This window comes from Thiobacillus sp. (assembly GCF_018780105.1).
GTDB lineage: Bacteria > Pseudomonadota > Gammaproteobacteria > Burkholderiales > Thiobacillaceae > Thiobacillus.
In genome coordinates this window covers 1-14,664 of record NZ_JADMKC010000031.1, presented here as the reverse complement: position 1 = coordinate 14,664, position 14,664 = coordinate 1, and the positions used below count along the sequence as shown (strand labels likewise).

Annotated in this window: 17 protein-coding genes; 11 read left to right on the top strand and 6 right to left on the bottom strand. The window is 60.4% G+C overall.

Going from position 1 to position 14,664, the window contains the following annotated elements; genetic code table 11:
• The 3 genes from IV098_RS13460 to IV098_RS13450 form a co-directional block, all read right to left on the bottom strand.
• Nucleotides 1-505 (bottom strand): nitrogenase component 1 (locus tag IV098_RS13460; protein WP_296889928.1); only part of this gene is annotated, 505 nt, incomplete at its 3' end.
• A 166-nt stretch (nucleotides 506-671) separates the two neighbouring features.
• Complete coding sequence (gene nifH, locus IV098_RS13455) at nucleotides 672-1,568, bottom strand: nitrogenase iron protein (protein WP_296889926.1); 897 nt, start codon at nucleotides 1,566-1,568, stop codon at nucleotides 672-674.
• A gap of 317 nt (nucleotides 1,569-1,885) precedes the next feature.
• Nucleotides 1,886-2,341, bottom strand: a complete 456-nt coding sequence (locus IV098_RS13450; RefSeq protein WP_296889924.1) for an Rrf2 family transcriptional regulator — start codon at nucleotides 2,339-2,341, stop codon at nucleotides 1,886-1,888.
• Between the two features lie 263 nt (nucleotides 2,342-2,604).
• On the opposite strand from IV098_RS13450, the gene IV098_RS13445 reads away from it, so the two are divergent.
• The 6 genes from IV098_RS13445 (at nucleotide 2,605) to IV098_RS13420 (ending at nucleotide 7,903) form a co-directional block, all read left to right on the top strand.
• Entirely contained in the window at nucleotides 2,605-3,027 is a 423-nt protein-coding gene (locus IV098_RS13445) for a response regulator (protein WP_296889922.1), read from the top strand.
• Complete coding sequence (locus IV098_RS13440; protein ID WP_296889920.1) at nucleotides 3,024-3,842, top strand: NAD(+)--dinitrogen-reductase ADP-D-ribosyltransferase; 819 nt, start codon at nucleotides 3,024-3,026, stop codon at nucleotides 3,840-3,842. The genes IV098_RS13445 and IV098_RS13440 overlap by 4 nt, the downstream gene beginning before the upstream one ends.
• A gap of 3 nt (nucleotides 3,843-3,845) precedes the next feature.
• Nucleotides 3,846-4,751 (top strand): ADP-ribosyl-[dinitrogen reductase] hydrolase, encoded by a 906-nt coding sequence (draG, locus tag IV098_RS13435; protein ID WP_296889918.1) that lies wholly within the window; start codon nucleotides 3,846-3,848, stop codon nucleotides 4,749-4,751.
• A complete protein-coding gene (locus IV098_RS13430; protein ID WP_296889916.1) occupies nucleotides 4,748-6,808 on the top strand; it encodes a nitroreductase family protein in 2,061 nt (686 codons plus the stop codon). The genes draG and IV098_RS13430 overlap by 4 nt, the downstream gene beginning before the upstream one ends.
• A complete protein-coding gene (locus tag IV098_RS13425; protein WP_296889914.1) occupies nucleotides 6,805-7,593 on the top strand; it encodes an ankyrin repeat domain-containing protein in 789 nt (262 codons plus the stop codon). The genes IV098_RS13430 and IV098_RS13425 overlap by 4 nt, the downstream gene beginning before the upstream one ends.
• Before the next feature lie 76 nt (nucleotides 7,594-7,669).
• Complete coding sequence (locus tag IV098_RS13420) at nucleotides 7,670-7,903, top strand: hypothetical protein (RefSeq protein ID WP_296889912.1); 234 nt, start codon at nucleotides 7,670-7,672, stop codon at nucleotides 7,901-7,903.
• A gap of 42 nt (nucleotides 7,904-7,945) precedes the next feature.
• On the opposite strand, the gene IV098_RS13415 is transcribed toward IV098_RS13420, so the two are convergent.
• On the bottom strand, nucleotides 7,946-8,644 hold the full coding sequence (locus IV098_RS13415) for a pirin family protein (protein ID WP_296889910.1): 699 nt from the start codon (nucleotides 8,642-8,644) through the stop codon (nucleotides 7,946-7,948).
• Between the two features lie 78 nt (nucleotides 8,645-8,722).
• Nucleotides 8,723-9,322 (bottom strand): NAD(P)H-dependent oxidoreductase, encoded by a 600-nt coding sequence (locus IV098_RS13410; protein ID WP_296889907.1) that lies wholly within the window; start codon nucleotides 9,320-9,322, stop codon nucleotides 8,723-8,725.
• Between the two features lie 94 nt (nucleotides 9,323-9,416).
• Here IV098_RS13410 and IV098_RS13405 point away from each other — a divergent pair, with 94 nt between their 5' ends.
• The 3 genes from IV098_RS13405 to IV098_RS13395 all read left to right on the top strand — a co-directional run bounded on the left by IV098_RS13405 (nucleotide 9,417) and on the right by IV098_RS13395 (nucleotide 12,360).
• Entirely contained in the window at nucleotides 9,417-10,364 is a 948-nt protein-coding gene (locus IV098_RS13405) for a LysR family transcriptional regulator (RefSeq protein ID WP_296889905.1), read from the top strand.
• 807 nt (nucleotides 10,365-11,171) lie between these two features.
• Nucleotides 11,172-11,579 carry a hypothetical protein gene (locus IV098_RS13400; protein WP_296889904.1) on the top strand — a complete coding sequence of 136 codons (408 nt, stop codon included), beginning with the start codon at nucleotides 11,172-11,174 and terminating at the stop codon, nucleotides 11,577-11,579.
• A 388-nt stretch (nucleotides 11,580-11,967) separates the two neighbouring features.
• A complete protein-coding gene (locus IV098_RS13395; RefSeq protein ID WP_296889901.1) occupies nucleotides 11,968-12,360 on the top strand; it encodes a PilZ domain-containing protein in 393 nt (130 codons plus the stop codon).
• Nucleotides 12,361-12,386: 26 nt separating this feature from the next.
• Here IV098_RS13395 and IV098_RS13390 read toward each other — a convergent pair whose 3' ends face one another.
• On the bottom strand, nucleotides 12,387-12,857 hold the full coding sequence (locus tag IV098_RS13390; protein ID WP_296889899.1) for a hypothetical protein: 471 nt from the start codon (nucleotides 12,855-12,857) through the stop codon (nucleotides 12,387-12,389).
• A gap of 79 nt (nucleotides 12,858-12,936) precedes the next feature.
• Between IV098_RS13390 and IV098_RS13385 the strand changes: the two genes are divergently transcribed.
• The gene (locus IV098_RS13385) at nucleotides 12,937-13,386 is read left to right on the top strand and encodes a hypothetical protein (RefSeq protein WP_296889897.1); all 450 of its coding nucleotides are present in this window, start codon (nucleotides 12,937-12,939) and stop codon (nucleotides 13,384-13,386) included.
• A 337-nt stretch (nucleotides 13,387-13,723) separates the two neighbouring features.
• Nucleotides 13,724-14,664: PrkA family serine protein kinase (locus IV098_RS13380; protein WP_296889895.1), on the top strand; the 941-nt coding region annotated here is incomplete at its 3' end.

Below are 14,664 nucleotides of genomic sequence, written 5' to 3'. Positions count from 1 at the left end.
TCGACACCGCTTCGATGTCGTCGCCGATCAGGCCGATCGGGCACTCGGACTGCACCGTGATGCCCTTGTTCAGCGGGAACAGGTGCTGGATTTCATCCATGATGATTTCCAGCTTCTTGTCGCCGCCGAAAACGATGTCCTTCTCCTGGAAGTCGGAGGTGAACTGCATGGTGACGAAGCTGTCCACACCGGTGGTGCCGATGTAGTAGTTGCGGCGCGCAGCCCACGAATACTGGCCGCAGCCGACCGGGCCGTGGCTGATATGGATCATGTCCTTGATCGGGCCCCACACCACACCCTTGGAACCGGCGTAGGCGCAACCGCGAATGGTCATCACGCCAGGAATCGACTTGACGTTCGACTTCACGCCACAGTCGGGCTTGCCTTCCTCGAAGGTGCCCAGGTGCTTGGCGCGCCGCTTGGCGGTTTTATCCGGATAGACCTCCAGCACCTCCTTGATGAGGTCCTGGTTTCTTTCTTTGACTTGCTCGACTGTGAGGCTCATTTCGCCCTCCTGAATGATGTGAACACTAAACACCGGCATCCCGGTTCCCGGGAAAACTCTGCCAGTGACACCGGAGCCATAGCGGCCGATGCACCTGGCAGAGGTCTCCCTCTGTTGAGCCGGTCACCTTTGCGCCAGGGATGGGCGCTCGGGCGACCGGACCCGATTACGCTGCTGCGGCTTCTGCTGCGAGTTCAGCCGCGGTTTTGCCGACGACGGACTCGTCAACCGCCTTCATGATCCCGTGCTCCATCAGCATGTCTTCCAGCTCGTCCATGGTGATGGGCGTCGGAATGATGCCGTTGCCGGAGTTGTTGTGGATCTTCTGGGCCAGGTCGCGATACTCCTGAGCCTGCTTCGAATCGGGTGCGTATTCCAGCACCGTCATGCGACGCAGTTCTGCGTGTTGCACGATGTTGTCGCGCGGCACGAAGTGGATCAGCTTGGTACCCAGCTTGGCTGCCAGCGATTCGGCCAGTTCCAGTTCCTTGTCGGTCTGGCGCTCGTTGCACACCAGGCCGCCGAGGCGGACGCCGCCGGAGTTGGCGTACTTCAGAATGCCCTTGGAGATGTTGTTGGCCGCGTACATGGCCATCATTTCGCCCGACATCACGATGTAGATTTCCTGCGCCTTGTTCTCGCGGATGGGCATGGCGAAACCGCCGCACACCACGTCGCCGAGCACGTCGTAGGAGACATAGTCGATGCCTTCGTAAGCGCCTTCTTCTTCCAGGAAGTTGATGGAAGTGATCACGCCACGACCGGCACAGCCGACGCCGGGCTCAGGGCCGCCGGACTCGACGCAACGGATGTCTTTGTAACCCACCTTCATCACGTCCTCGAGCTCGAGGTCTTCCACGCTGCCAGCTTCGGCGGCCAGGCTCAGGATGGTGTCCTGGGCTTTGGCATGCAGAATCAGGCGGGTGGAGTCGGCCTTGGGGTCGCAGCCGACGATGAGGATTTTCTGACCCAGGTCGGCCAGAGCCGCCAGGGTGTTTTGCGAGGTGGTGGATTTACCAATCCCGCCTTTGCCGTAGAAGGCAATCTGCCTTAATTTAGCCACGTGTATCTCCTTAAGTTAAAAAAAATTCAAAATCGATTCACCCTGGCAGCAAGCACTCGGCCGACTCGAAAACTCTGCTGCGCACCTTTTCTTCTTCTTCTTATTCGGATACGGATCCGGCAAAACATTCGCTGCACGCCCAGTACTCAGCAATGACCGTGCCACCCGCCAAAATGTCGGACAATCAATTGATTTTTAAGTGTTTTATTTCGTGAATCCGGCAGATTCAGGCTTGTTGCAAACACGACAAATGACTAAAACGCTGTCGTGAAGGGGACAAGTTGCAGGCGGGGTGAAACGTAACGGCGTGGGGTTTTTCAGCGTGGCGCAAGCGCCAGCGGCAGATCGGTCAGACGGTACTGGCCGCTTTTGACGGCGCGGGCAAGCTGGCTCAGCGTAATGCTGCCCAGAGTGGCGAGGATTTCCTTTTTAACGGGCTTCCACGCGCGATGCAGGGGACAGGCGGTTTCGTCCTTGCAGGTTTTGAGGCCGAGCAGGCACTCGCGTTCGACACGCGCACCTTCGGTCAACAGAACGATATCGAGCAGACTGGACTGGCGGGCGCCGGCGCTCAGGCTGAATCCCCCGGTACGCCCACGCGCCGAATGCAGCAACTTCTCACGGGCCAGATCCTGCAGGATCTTGGCCAGATAATGGGATGGCACGCCCAGGCTCAGCGCGATGTCACGGTTGAGCACCCGCCGGCCGCGCGGCTGGGTGGCCAGGTAGATCAGCGCCTGAATGGCGTATTGGCTGGTGCGGGAAAAAAACATGGCGCCCTCGATTCCCTTTTCAGGGAAGCAACGTGCGTGCCATACGTCCACGCCCCGCAAGCCACCGCCCTGCGGTCGTGGCCGGGTTCAGCGCGTGTCGCGAACCCTACAACTTTCCCCGTCATGTCCGACATGCGACACGTGCGCGGGCGGCCGTTCACGCGCAAACCCTCATGCGCACGCGACGTGTGCTGCCGGAATGATTCTTGCTGTTCAGTGGTTTCACAGAGTGGTTTCAATGACCGACACCCGGGAGAAGAGCGATGCAAATCGGCGTAGAGAGCGCAATGGCGGTGGACAACAAACGCCTGTTCGTGGTGGCCAACGACGACATCACGCGCATGGCATTGCAGTTCATGCTGCACGACGAGAATGAAACCCATGACCTGAGCAGCCTCGAAGCGGCATTCGACAAGGGCATCGAGTGGAAGCCCGACCTGCTGCTGCTCGGCATCGATGTCGTGCAAGAACGCGGGCTCGACGTGTTGCCGCTGATCCGCTCACGCCTGGCCGGCGCGAAGATCCTGCTGGTTGCCGACAACCGCGAAGACCCGCTGGTGGCTTCGTGTCAGGGTGCAGGCATCGACGGCCTGCTGGTGAAGCCGCTGACCGTGGAAAACGCGCGCCGGAAGGTGGATGGCCTGCTGGGCCGCAAACAGGCGCTGATTCCGATTCATGCCGCATGAGCCTTGCCGCCCTGCGGGGACACAGCGCCAATCTGGTGGGCGTTCCCACCAGCCTGCTGGCGAGCACGTCATTCAACGACGCGCCCCAGCCGCTGCATATCCGTGGCGTGCATGAAACCCATGCCCGGCTATTCGATCGTCTGAACGCGATCGGCAGTCAACCCGAAGCGGGCGACTGCTTTCAGGCCTATATGGACGAAACCTTCAATTTGTCAGCGCAACACGCAGAACCCGGCGCCACGCCGGCACGGCGTTTTCGCGCCAGCTATCTGCGCCTGCTCAAGGGCTGGGGCTACGACGCCAACAGCCGCGAAGGCGCCGTGTTGAAAGGCTGGGCGGAAAGCCGCTTCGGCTTGTTCCCGACCTTCCACAAGGCTGCGCTGGCGCGCTTTTCTTCTGCGGCATGGTCGCATTACGTGGAAGACAAACTATCCAGCCGTTTCCACAACAACGACATCCATAGCCAGCTCGACGTGCTGTACGAATTCTGCCAATGGTCGATCAAGCGCTGGTTCCGCCCGGGCCGGCATCACCTCACCCTGTATCGCGGCGTCAACGACTTTCGCGAAATCAATCTCCTGCGTGGCCAGTCGCGCCCTCGCAGCGGGCCCGCGCTGGTCAGACTGAACAACATCGTATCGTTCACGGCACACCGCAGCATTGCCTGCGAATTCGGCGATTCCATTCTGGAAGCGCACGTGCCCACGGAAAAAATCCTGTTCTTCAATGATCTTCTGCCGCGTCACGCGCTCAAGGGCGAAGCGGAGTATCTGGTGATCGGCGGTGACTATCGTGTTTCGGTCAGCTACCTCTAAACAATGGAAGCGGCTCGCGATGCGTTGTACGAACGTGCATTGGGCGCCTATCTCGGCTTTGCCGTGGGCGACGCGCTGGGCGCAACGGTTGAATTCATGATGCCGTCCGAAATCCAGCACGCTTACGGCATGCACCGCGACATGATCGGCGGCGGCTGGCTCAAGCTCAAACCGGGACAGATCACCGACGACACGCAGATGTCGCTGGCGCTGGGGCAGTCGATCATCGACAGCAGCGGCTGGAACGCGGTCGCCGCTGCCGACGCCTTCGTCGCCTGGCTCAAGACCCGGCCGGTGGATGTGGGCAACACCTGCCGCCGCGGCATCCAGCGCTACATGACGCACGGCACCCTGGCCGGCGAAGCGAACGAGGCCGACGGCGGCAACGGCGCCTGCATGCGCAACCTGCCGCTGGCGCTGGCGACGCTGCACGACGAGGCCGAATTTGCCCAGGCGACCCGCGAGCAATGCCACCTCACCCATCACCACCCCTTGTCGGACGCCGCCACCCTGGCGCTCGGCAGAATGGCGCAAATCCTGATCCACGGCGGCGGCATCAAAGGCTGCCGTGCCGAGGCCAGCCGTCTGGTGGCCGCGTTCCCGGCATTCCGCTTCGAACCCTATCCCAGGCGGGCATCGGGTTACATCGTCGATACGACGCAAACCGTCCTGCATTACTTTTTCATCACCGACAGCTTCGAGTCCTGCGTGACCGAGGTGGTGAACCGCGGCGAAGACGCCGACACCAACGGCGCCCTCGCCGGCATGCTGGCCGGCGCGGCTTACGGGGCATCCGGCATTCCGGGCTATTGGCTGAAGCGGCTGGACAAGGATGTCAGACAGCGTATCGAAACGCAGACCGGCGCCCTGCTCGGGCTCGCCCAACACGTGAAAAAGGATCCCCGATGAGCACCCTTATTTTTTACGAAAAGCCGGGCTGTGCGACCAACGCACAGCAAAAGAAACAGTTGCTCGATGCCGGTCATCAGGTCATCGCGCGGAACCTGCTGGAAGAGCCGTGGACCGCGTTGCGGCTGCGCGATTTTTTCGCCGCCCTGCCGGTAGCCGACTGGTTCAACCGCGCCGCGCCGCAGCTGAAATCCGGCGAGATCGACCCGGACCGGCTCGACGCCCAGACCGCGCTGGAGCTGATGCTGGGCAATCCCCTGCTGATCCGGCGCCCGCTGATCGAAGCGAAGGGCTGGCGCCTGGCGGGATTCGACGCGGCACAGATCGAACAACGGCTGGGCGGCACGGGCACGCACGACGTGCCGCCGCTCGGCGAGCAGTGTTCGCGCCCGCATGCGGCCACGCCCTGCGCCACGCCACACGCCGGCGACCAGCAGAACAGCGAACGCGCGCAGGTCGCGCTCGCCTACCACGAGCGCACCAAGCACCGGCCGGAACGCTACGCCGCCGGCCCGGAGACGCTCGACTGGACGATGCAGCCGGACCCGTTTCGCAGCTACAGCGGCAGTCCGCTCGTGCGCCTGCCGCTCAACGCGGCCCGGTCGGCCTATGCCGGCACGCTGGCCACAACGCCCGCCTTGTCGCTGGAAGCCATCGGCACTTTGCTGGAGCTCTCGCTCGGGCTGTCCGCCTGGAAGGAATACGGACCGGACCGCTGGGCGCTGCGCTGCAATCCGTCAAGCGGCAACCTGCATCCGACCGAGGCGTACCTGATCGCGCACGGCGTCGCCGGGCTGGACGACGGGCTCTACCACTACGCCAGCCGCAACCACTTGCTCGAAATGCGCTGCCGCTCCGATACCACCCATCCGGACGGCCTCTGGATCGGGCTCACTTCCATCCACTGGCGCGAAGCCTGGAAATACGGCGAGCGCGCCTTCCGCTACTGCCAGCTCGACATCGGCCATGCGCTGGCCGCACTGCGCTACGCTGCGGCCCTGCTGGGCTGGCACGTGCGCCTGGTGGCGGATTGCGGCAGCAAGCCGCTCGGCCACCTGCTCGGCACCGCGCGCGCCGAAGACTTCGGCAGCGCGGAACGCGAAGAGCCGGATTTGCTGGTTCAAATCAGTCCGGCTCAAATCAGTCCGGCTCAAATCAGCCCGGCGTCGCAGCCGGTCGTCGAGCCCGCGGCCTGGGATCCCGACCACACCCACTGGAGCGGGCAAGCGAACATCCTCGACCCCTACCCCATGTATTACTGGCCGGTCATCGACGAAGTCGCCGCCGCCACCGTGCGCGAACGCGGCGCGTCAGCGCCGAACGTGCAGCGCAGCTGTCCAGCCGACGCCACGCCCACCGACCTGCCGTCGCCCGAGATCATCAAGGGCCGGCGCAGCGCGCAGCGTTTCGACCCGAAATTCAGCATGGCAGCGGAGGATTTCTATCGGCTCGTCGACACCCTGCTGCCGCATGATGGCGCGCCATGGGATCTGTGGAGCGAGCGGCCGCAGGTTCATCCGGTGCTGTTCGTTCACCGCGTCGAAGGCGTCGCGCCCGGCATCTACATCCTGGCCCGCGACGCTGCCGCCGAAGCCCCGCTGCGCGCGGCATTGAGCGACGAATTCGAGTGGCAGCGGGTCGAAGGCTGTCCCCCGCACCTGCCGCTGTACCGCCTGCGCGAAGGGCTGTGGCAGAAGGTGGCGCGCGCCGTCAGCTGCCAGCAGGCGATCGCCGCCGACGGCTGCTTTTCGCTCGGCATGCTGGCCGCATTCGAACCGCTGGTCAGCGCCGATGCCTGGCGCTACCGCCAGTTGCACTGGGAAGCCGGCCTGCTCGGCCACGTGCTGTACCTGTCGGCGGAAACGCTCGGCCTGCGCGGCACCGGCATCGGCTGTTTCCTCGACGACGCTTTCCACGAACTGCTCGGCTTGAGCGACCGGCAATTCCAGTCGCTCTATCACTTCACCGTCGGCCTTCCGCTCGCCGACACCCGCATCACCACCCTGCCGCCCTACCCCGAGCGCATTGCGGAAACCGACACGGAGATCGCTCCATGAAACCTGAACGCAGCTTTCAGTGCATCGATGTCGCCGCTGCCCGCCAACTGCTGGCGCATGGCGGCGTGCGGGTATTCGACTCGCGCGACCCCGCCAGCTTCGCGCTGGCGCACATCGCCTCGGCATGCCGCCTGTCCAGCGACAATCTGGACGCCATGCTGCTCGGCACGCCCAAAGCCGCAGCGGTTCTGCTGGTCTGTTACCACGGCAACGCCAGCCAGGTGTATGGACAAATGTTCGCGGATTTCGGCTTTGCGGAGGTCTATAGCCTGGATGGCGGATTCGAAGCCTGGCAGCAACACCACCCGCAAACGGCTTCGCTGCCACTCAGCCCGCAGCTTGCCGACTGGCTGCGGGCACACGGCTATCCCGTCACCCATCTCGAAGCCGTCGCCGAGCATGGCATGACACCCCTGATGCGTGCCAGCAAGGATGGGAACAGCGCAATCGTTGCCGCCCTGCTCCAGGCCGGAGCCTCGCCCCACACGCGCAACACCGACGGCAACCACGCACTCTGGCTGGCCTGCGTGGGCGCCGACCCGGACACGCTGGACGTACTGATCCGCGCTGGCAGCGCACTCGATCACCAGAACGACAACGGCGCCACCTGTTTGATGTACGCCGCCTCCACCGGCAAGCACACCGTGGTGGAAAAGCTCCTCGCCGCAGGCGCGACGCCGCAACTCAAAACACTGGACGACTTCAGCGCACTCGACATGGCGGCAACAATCGAATGTTTGCGATTGCTGCACAGCGCAGAGAGGGCGATAAAGCAGGCGGCGTGAACTACCGGTCGCGCAGGCTTTGCGGAAAACAAACGCAGCTACGCAATTCCTGAACCGACATCAACGAGGATGCAACATGAGCGGATTTTTTATGGACTGGGACGGCAATTTGCGTAGCGTCGACGATCCGGGCGGCGGGTATATCTGCGAGGTCGATACGGCCTCGCGCTATGTCGCCGTCATGAGAGGCAGCATGCTGGCGCACGAAGCCACGTTGTATAAAACCCTGGCCGATGTCGAAAAAGCCGGCATCAAGACCGCGCTGGTTTCCGCAAGCCATCCCTGGGGCAAGGCTTCCGACGGACTCTGAGCCTGTGGCCGCCGCCCCGTTGCAGGGACGGCGGCGCACGCTTCAAGCCAGATCGAACAGCAGCACCTCGGCGTGCCCCAGGCCTTCGAGACGCACCTGGCCGACGTCGTCCAGCGCGACGCCGTCGCCGCTGTCCAGAGGCTGGCCATTGACGGCGACGCGCCCGCGGGCCACGTGAACATAGGCCCGCCGCCCGGCTGCGAGGCTGTGCTCGACCGCCTCGCCGGCTTCGAGCAGGCTGCCGTACAGCAAGCCATTCTGATGCGCACTCAGCGAGCCATCCCGGCCATCCGGCGACACCAGGAGCACAAGACGGCCGCGCCGTTCCTCAGGCGAAAAATGCTTTTCCGCGTAGCCAGGCTCAACGCCGAAGCGGTTGGGCTCCAGCCATATCTGCAGGAAATGCACGGGCGCTGTTTTCGAGTGGTTGTACTCGCTGTGCTGCACCCCGGTGCCGGCGCTCATGCGCTGCACGTCGCCCGGACGGATGACCGATCCGTTGCCCATGCTGTCCTTGTGTTCCAGCGCGCCGTCCAGCACGTAGCTGATGATTTCCATGTCCTGATGGCCATGGCTGCCGAATCCGGCACCAGGCACCACCGTGTCGTCGTTGATCACCCGCAGGTTGGAAAAACCCAGGTGTTCGGGGTCGTAATAGTGTCCGAAGGAAAAGGTGTGATAACTGTCGAGCCAGCCCTGGCGGGCATGGCCACGTTCGTTCGCGGGCCTGAGTCGTGTCATGTCGATCTCCTTTTAATTGATGAAGGGTAGTCAAGTTTCAGCCAGGGATTCGAAGCGGTCCGCTCTCAAGCGAACAGATCAGGCGAACGCCGCTTCGAGATCCGCCTGCGCCTGGGCAAACCCTTGTTCAGCCGCGTCGGCCCCCATGGCCAAACCTTCCGCGTAGATAAAGCGCACATCGGTCATGCCCAGAAAGCCCAGCACGTTTTTCAGATAAGGCACCTGCGCATCCTTGGCCGTGTCGCGGTACAGGCCGCCGCGGGCCAGGGCAATGTAGACCTGCTTGCCCTTGAGCAGACCTTCCGGCCCCTGCTCGGTATAGCGGAACGTCACGCCCACGCGAGCGATCGCATCGATCCAGCTCTTGAGTTGAACGGGCACGCCAAAGTTGTACATCGGCACCCCCAGCACGAGCGTGTCGTGCGCCTGAATCTCGGCAATCAGCGCATCGTCCAGCGCCACGCGGGCATGCTGCTCCGGCGTACGCTGGTCGGCGGGTGTGAATAGCGCGCCCAGCGCCGCTTCGTCCAATACCGGATGCGGCGTGACGGCCAGATCGCGCACGGTGACTTGAACGCCTGGATGCGCCGCCTTCAGACGGTCCACGATGGTGTTGGCGACACGGGTGGAGTTGGCGCCCTCGCGACGCGCGCTGGCATTGATTTGCAGGATGTTCATTTCGGCACCTCGACGGGTTTGTTTGCGATGAATGCACTGTAGGCATCACCAATCGCTTTTGAAATACCGTAAATTGGATATGATTGTTCCCAATATGGAACAATCAAACAGCCACATAGACCCGAACGATTTACTCATCTTTGCCTACGTGGCCGAGCTGGGAAGCTTCAGCCGTGCGGCTGAAAAAATGGGCTTGCCCAAGTCCACCGCCTCGCGGCGGCTGGCCGGACTGGAACAGCGCCTGGGCGAACGCCTTTTATTGCGCACGACCCGGCGCCAGACGGTGACCGAGTTCGGACTGCAATTGCTGGAACACGCCCGTCAGGTGGTGTCCGAAGTGGACGCAGTGGCTGCCTTGCGTGAACACCGCCAGTCGGCGCCAAGCGGCAGATTGCGTGTGTCCATGCCCAGCGACTTTGCCAACCTGCTGCTGGTGGACACGCTTGCCGCGTTTGCGGCAACGCACCCGCGCATCCTGCTGGAGCTCGACCTGTCGCCGCGACGCGTTGACCTGCTGGGAGAAGGATTCGACCTGGCCATCCGCATCGGCGAACTGCCCGATGACGGCATGCTGGCCGCGCGACGTCTGACCGAAGTTTCAACCGGCCTGTACGCGTCCCCTGCTTACCTTGCAGAATCCGGCCATCCGGCGAAGCCCGAAGACCTGGTTCATCACAACACGGTCGGACTGCTTGGCGCGAACGGTGAGCCTGCGAATTGGGCCCTCAGCAAGGGCGAAGCCCGTTGGGAAGGCGTTCCAGCCGCGCGCGTCACCGCCAATTCGCCGGAACTCCTGATCCGTCTGGCCGGCGCAGGCGCAGGGATAGCAGCCGCCCCCGACTACTTTGCCCTGGCCGATGTGCGTCAAGGCAGATTGGTCCGGGTGCTCCCAGACTGGTGCCTCCCCAGCCAAACGGTGTCAGCGGTGTTTCCAGGGCGCAAACTCATGCCCGCAAAAACCCGGGCATTCATCGACACGCTGCAGGCCACGTTTGGAGGCATGTCTGCCGCAGCCCGGCAGCCGTCAGGACGCAAAATCTGAGTGTATGGATTGGGATCGTGCTTTGTCGCTTCATCGGCCATTGCGGCCGGTGGCGTCGCCTCAGCTGAATGACCGGTGTCGCGCAGGTTGCCGAAGTTTCGGGAGTACGAAGCCGAATGGCTGCTTTCGGCAGTAGCGAAGGACTGCACCCGACCGCAAGCGGTCAAGCATAGCTTGTGCGTCCTACGTCCGCTCAGCCAGCGGAAGTGATCGTCCATCTTGATCTTTAGGTGAGGCTTCCGGCCATATCTGGCCCCAAACTACAACTAAAGTTGTATATCGATCCTTGACTGTTTACTTTATGGTGCCATCGGTCTCTGGAATAACTATTAGCACGCTTATGCCTTCAGGTTCTTTCACCGCCATACGACTACTTCTTCTTCCCGTTCTTATCTGGGCTGGTTTTGTCGGGTACGGTTACAGCTTGGAATTCTTCGGTGAAATCATCCCCATTCCCGAGGAGAGATCTCTCGTCCTCGGAGCGCTACTTGCACAGGGGTTCCTTTCCGCCGCGGTTATTTCAGTTATGTTCTGTTACCCGGTAGCACTTCTCTACCAGAAATCGGCTGCAACCGTGGCACTGCTTATGTCACTTCCTGTTCTTATGCTGCGCATCCCCGAGATCACAGCTGTCGGCAGACATCCCCTCGCCATAGCCATATCAGCTTATGAAGTTCTCGCATATGGTCTGTTGTTGGTTGTGGGCGTTTGGCTAGCGCATAGGCAATTAACGCGTTCTAACATTGCGTTCAAGCTGGCGTATCGCAAGCGGAGCGCCCCTTAATTTAAACTTTAGAAAGCTTAAACATGCAGTACATTATTCTTGTTGTCAGCTTAATCATTTTTGCAATCTGGGCGCCAGTTAAAGTCACGATAATTACCTTATTTGGAACATTCGTAATCGCAGCGACAGTTAAAACTGTCGCTCAATCAGTTGCAGGCACATCATTTTCGTATGGCGAGTCATTAAGGGCCATCGGCTACTCATTCGCACTAATGCTACTGGCCATTTTCACGATATTTAGTTTTCTCCTTGGTAGTAGCGCCAACATTTCAGGAGTTGGCGGGCTGATGGTTTTTGTTGCATTTTTTGCCTCATACGTCCTCGGATTCAGCATTGGTTTAGGCACCAATTTCGGCGCCAGTTCAATCATTGCTTTTGTGTCTACAGTAATCTCGTCAATTCTTTTCTATATAGGGAAAAGCCTTGCGTAAATCGACGTCCAAAATTTCAGTTAGTTGGACACTAAAAAGCTACGGTTTGTGCTTTCTCGCTGCGCTCAGGCGCCAGTTACTTCCAACGTGTGAAATGTCTGTTATTGGTCGATGACTGGACGGTCGTGTTGATTGGTCTGACTGTCTGAAACTGGCCGACTGCACGCATACAGCATCTTGCCAAAAAGCGGCCGCACGAAGTCCATCAAAGAGCGTAGCGTGCGGCCGACTCCCCCTCTGCTAATTTCGGTTTGCTCCGAGATCTCCAGTGCGTCATCCTGAAAGCGCCTACGATGGTAGAAGCGATGATCACAGTTCACTGACAACAGACTGCAATGAGGGGACGGTAGGATATCAACTCCTGCACCTCATTCATAAGCAGAACGCCATGCACACCCTTGAACGCCGCGCTCATCCCCGCTATCCATTTCTCTCGAAAGCTCGGCTGATTTGTCCTGAGATAACCTATCCTGGGACGCTGATTGATATCTCGCTCTACGGGGCGCTGTTCCACGCCTCGACCATCGGCAATGCGGGGCCCGGAACCCGGTGCGTGCTGTGGGTGTTAAGCCTGAATGAGGACATGCTGTTCCAGGTAAACGGCGCCATTGCGCACACTGAACACGCCTTTGTCGGAATCGAATTCGCACCGCTTGATTCAGCACTCCAAAGCACGATACGACAGATCACGCTCTTCAACTTGGCGCCGCCCGGTCATGCCGAGCGGGAGCTTCCTGCCCTGCTCAAACAAAAATCCTCTGGACTGCTGCCGGTTTCGTAGACACGCCTTTAAGCTTTTTATTCTGTTTATATCGAATAAAGGATTGGCCATGATTCCAGAAAAAGGCCAGCTGTCGCTGCCAAGGCCACCACTCCTCCGGCAAAGAAAGTCGCCCATGAGCCAACACCTTTTGTAGCCAAGAACAGCAAAGACGACAAGCCCGCCAAAGCCAAAAAGGCCAAACTGGTTCGCGACAGTTTCACCATGCCCGAACTTGAGTACGCGCAGATTACGGCGCTTAAAAAGCGTTGTCTGGATGCGGGCATATCGGCGAAAAAAAGCGAAATCCTGCGTGCGGCTGTCGCCAGCCTGGCGAAACTGAGCGACACATCGCTGCTTGCCGCTGTGCGCCGTCTAGAGGTAATCAAGACGGGGCGGCCGGCCAAGGGCTCAAAGTAGTGATTTTTTGAAACCAGGATTGTCGAAATCCTTGCCGGGCAAAACCTGATGCCCGACGACTGATTCTGAATATGGGCCTCCAACGCTGAAGCGGTCATAAAATTGATCAGCTTATGTGGTTAGACTGTTTTTCTGATCGCTCTCATTCAGAGAAATTCCGAGAAACCGGGTCTCGCCATGCGCCGAATATTTATTTTGTTTTACCTGCCATTGCTTCTGGCTTTGAATGGCGAAACGCAGGCTGCGCCAACATGTGCCGCAACAGTCGGCGAATTAGGCGTCATGCTCGGCAACCAGATCTTCCCTCTGAAATGGGAAGAGACCTCGATGGATGACGGGAAACCGCTGGTGATGTCGATTGTTGAAAACAATGGTTCTCTTTTTATGGAATTCACCAAAACCGGAGAGGGACTTTGGGCCGAGAGCCGTGGCGTCATTTGCAAAACAGGCACGGATTTCGAAGCCCGGTTTACCGGGGAGCAGATTCGCCTGGGGCCGGCGGCCGGATGGATTTTGCGACAAGCATTAAAAAACGGCGGCAAATTCAAACTGACGAAGCTCGGGTCTGACCAGTTGCGGATAGCGACAAGCAGTTGGAGCGGGATTTTTTCTCCCATATCAAAGTAGATTGCTCCAGCGTATCCGCGCGACCAAGCAGCAGCAAGCGCCCCCGGGCTCAACCGGCACCGCCTCAGTGCCTTGCCCGATTTCCCTGAAAATCAAGGCAGGCTGCGGTATTTCAGCCAACCGGCCGCGCCCGGCGCAGCTCCAGAACCCGTGCATCCGGCGCGTTGCGCCCCGCGATGGTGCGATTCTTTTTGCGCTGGCACCATCTAAGATCAAATCGTATTCGCCTCGGGCACCAACAGTGCTCAATGTGGTCGAACGATAGCCGTTATGGATATGGCACGATCATTGCGAGAGTTGAGTCAGACCCCTACCGATCAACCACCAGGAGTACGTCATGAGCTTGTTCAATCAGTACATCGAACGCTATCGCCGGGAGGAAGAGGAATATTCGCTGGAGGAATTTCTGGCGATCTGTAAAAAAGACCACATGAGCTACGCCAGCTCCGCCGAGCGCATGCTGGCGGCGATTGGCGAAGCGGAGCTGGTCGATACCCGGCAGGACCCGCGCCTGTCGCGCCTGTTTTCCAACAAGGTCATCAAGCGTTATCCGGCGTTCAAGGATTTTTACGGCATGGAAGAAACGATCGAACAAATCGTTTCCTACTTCCGCCACGCGGCCCAGGGTCTGGAAGAGAAGAAGCAGATCCTCTATCTGCTGGGTCCGGTTGGCGGCGGCAAGTCTTCGCTGGCGGAAAAGCTCAAGCACCTGATGGAAAAAGCGCCGTTCTACGCGATCAAGGGCTCGCCGGTGAACGACTCGCCGCTGTCGCTGTTCTCGCCCGACGAGGACGGCGACATCCTGGAACAGGAATACGGCATTGCGCGGCGCTATCTGGGCAAGGTGCTGTCGCCGTGGGCGGTCAAGCGCCTGCACGAATTCAACGGCGACATCACCCAGTTCCGCGTGATCAAGCGCTGGCCGTCGGTGCTGGGCCAGGTCGGCATTTCCAAGACCGAGCCGGGCGACGAGAACAATCAGGACATTTCTTCGCTGGTGGGCAAGGTAGACATCCGCAAGCTGGAGAAATTCTCCCAGGACGACCCCGATGCCTACAGCTACTCGGGTGGCCTGTGCCTGTCCAACCAGGGCCTGCTGGAATTCGTCGAGATGTTCAAGGCGCCGATCAAGGTGCTGCACCCGCTGCTCACCGCCACCCAGGAAAGCAACTACAAGGGCACCGAGGGCTTCGGCGCCATTCCGTTCGACGGCGTGGTGCTGGCCCACAGCAACGAGTCGGAGTGGACGACTTTCCGCAACAACAAGAACAACGAGGC

Bases quoted from the DNA above. Each gene is read 5' to 3' on its own strand.
- IV098_RS13450 (WP_296889924.1), bottom strand. From the start codon at position 2,341: ATGTTTTTTTCCCGCACCAGCCAATACGCCATTCAGGCGCTGATCTAC.
- IV098_RS13445 (WP_296889922.1), top strand. From the start codon at position 2,605: ATGCAAATCGGCGTAGAGAGCGCAATGGCGGTGGACAACAAACGCCTG.
- IV098_RS13440 (WP_296889920.1), top strand. From the start codon at position 3,024: ATGAGCCTTGCCGCCCTGCGGGGACACAGCGCCAATCTGGTGGGCGTT.
- draG (WP_296889918.1), top strand. From the start codon at position 3,846: ATGGAAGCGGCTCGCGATGCGTTGTACGAACGTGCATTGGGCGCCTAT.
- IV098_RS13430 (WP_296889916.1), top strand. From the start codon at position 4,748: ATGAGCACCCTTATTTTTTACGAAAAGCCGGGCTGTGCGACCAACGCA.
- IV098_RS13425 (WP_296889914.1), top strand. From the start codon at position 6,805: ATGAAACCTGAACGCAGCTTTCAGTGCATCGATGTCGCCGCTGCCCGC.
- IV098_RS13420 (WP_296889912.1), top strand. From the start codon at position 7,670: ATGAGCGGATTTTTTATGGACTGGGACGGCAATTTGCGTAGCGTCGAC.
- IV098_RS13415 (WP_296889910.1), bottom strand. From the start codon at position 8,644: ATGACACGACTCAGGCCCGCGAACGAACGTGGCCATGCCCGCCAGGGC.
- IV098_RS13410 (WP_296889907.1), bottom strand. From the start codon at position 9,322: ATGAACATCCTGCAAATCAATGCCAGCGCGCGTCGCGAGGGCGCCAAC.
- IV098_RS13405 (WP_296889905.1), top strand. From the start codon at position 9,417: ATGGAACAATCAAACAGCCACATAGACCCGAACGATTTACTCATCTTT.
- IV098_RS13400 (WP_296889904.1), top strand. From the start codon at position 11,172: ATGCAGTACATTATTCTTGTTGTCAGCTTAATCATTTTTGCAATCTGG.
- IV098_RS13395 (WP_296889901.1), top strand. From the start codon at position 11,968: ATGCACACCCTTGAACGCCGCGCTCATCCCCGCTATCCATTTCTCTCG.
- IV098_RS13390 (WP_296889899.1), bottom strand. From the start codon at position 12,857: ATGACCGCTTCAGCGTTGGAGGCCCATATTCAGAATCAGTCGTCGGGC.
- IV098_RS13385 (WP_296889897.1), top strand. From the start codon at position 12,937: ATGCGCCGAATATTTATTTTGTTTTACCTGCCATTGCTTCTGGCTTTG.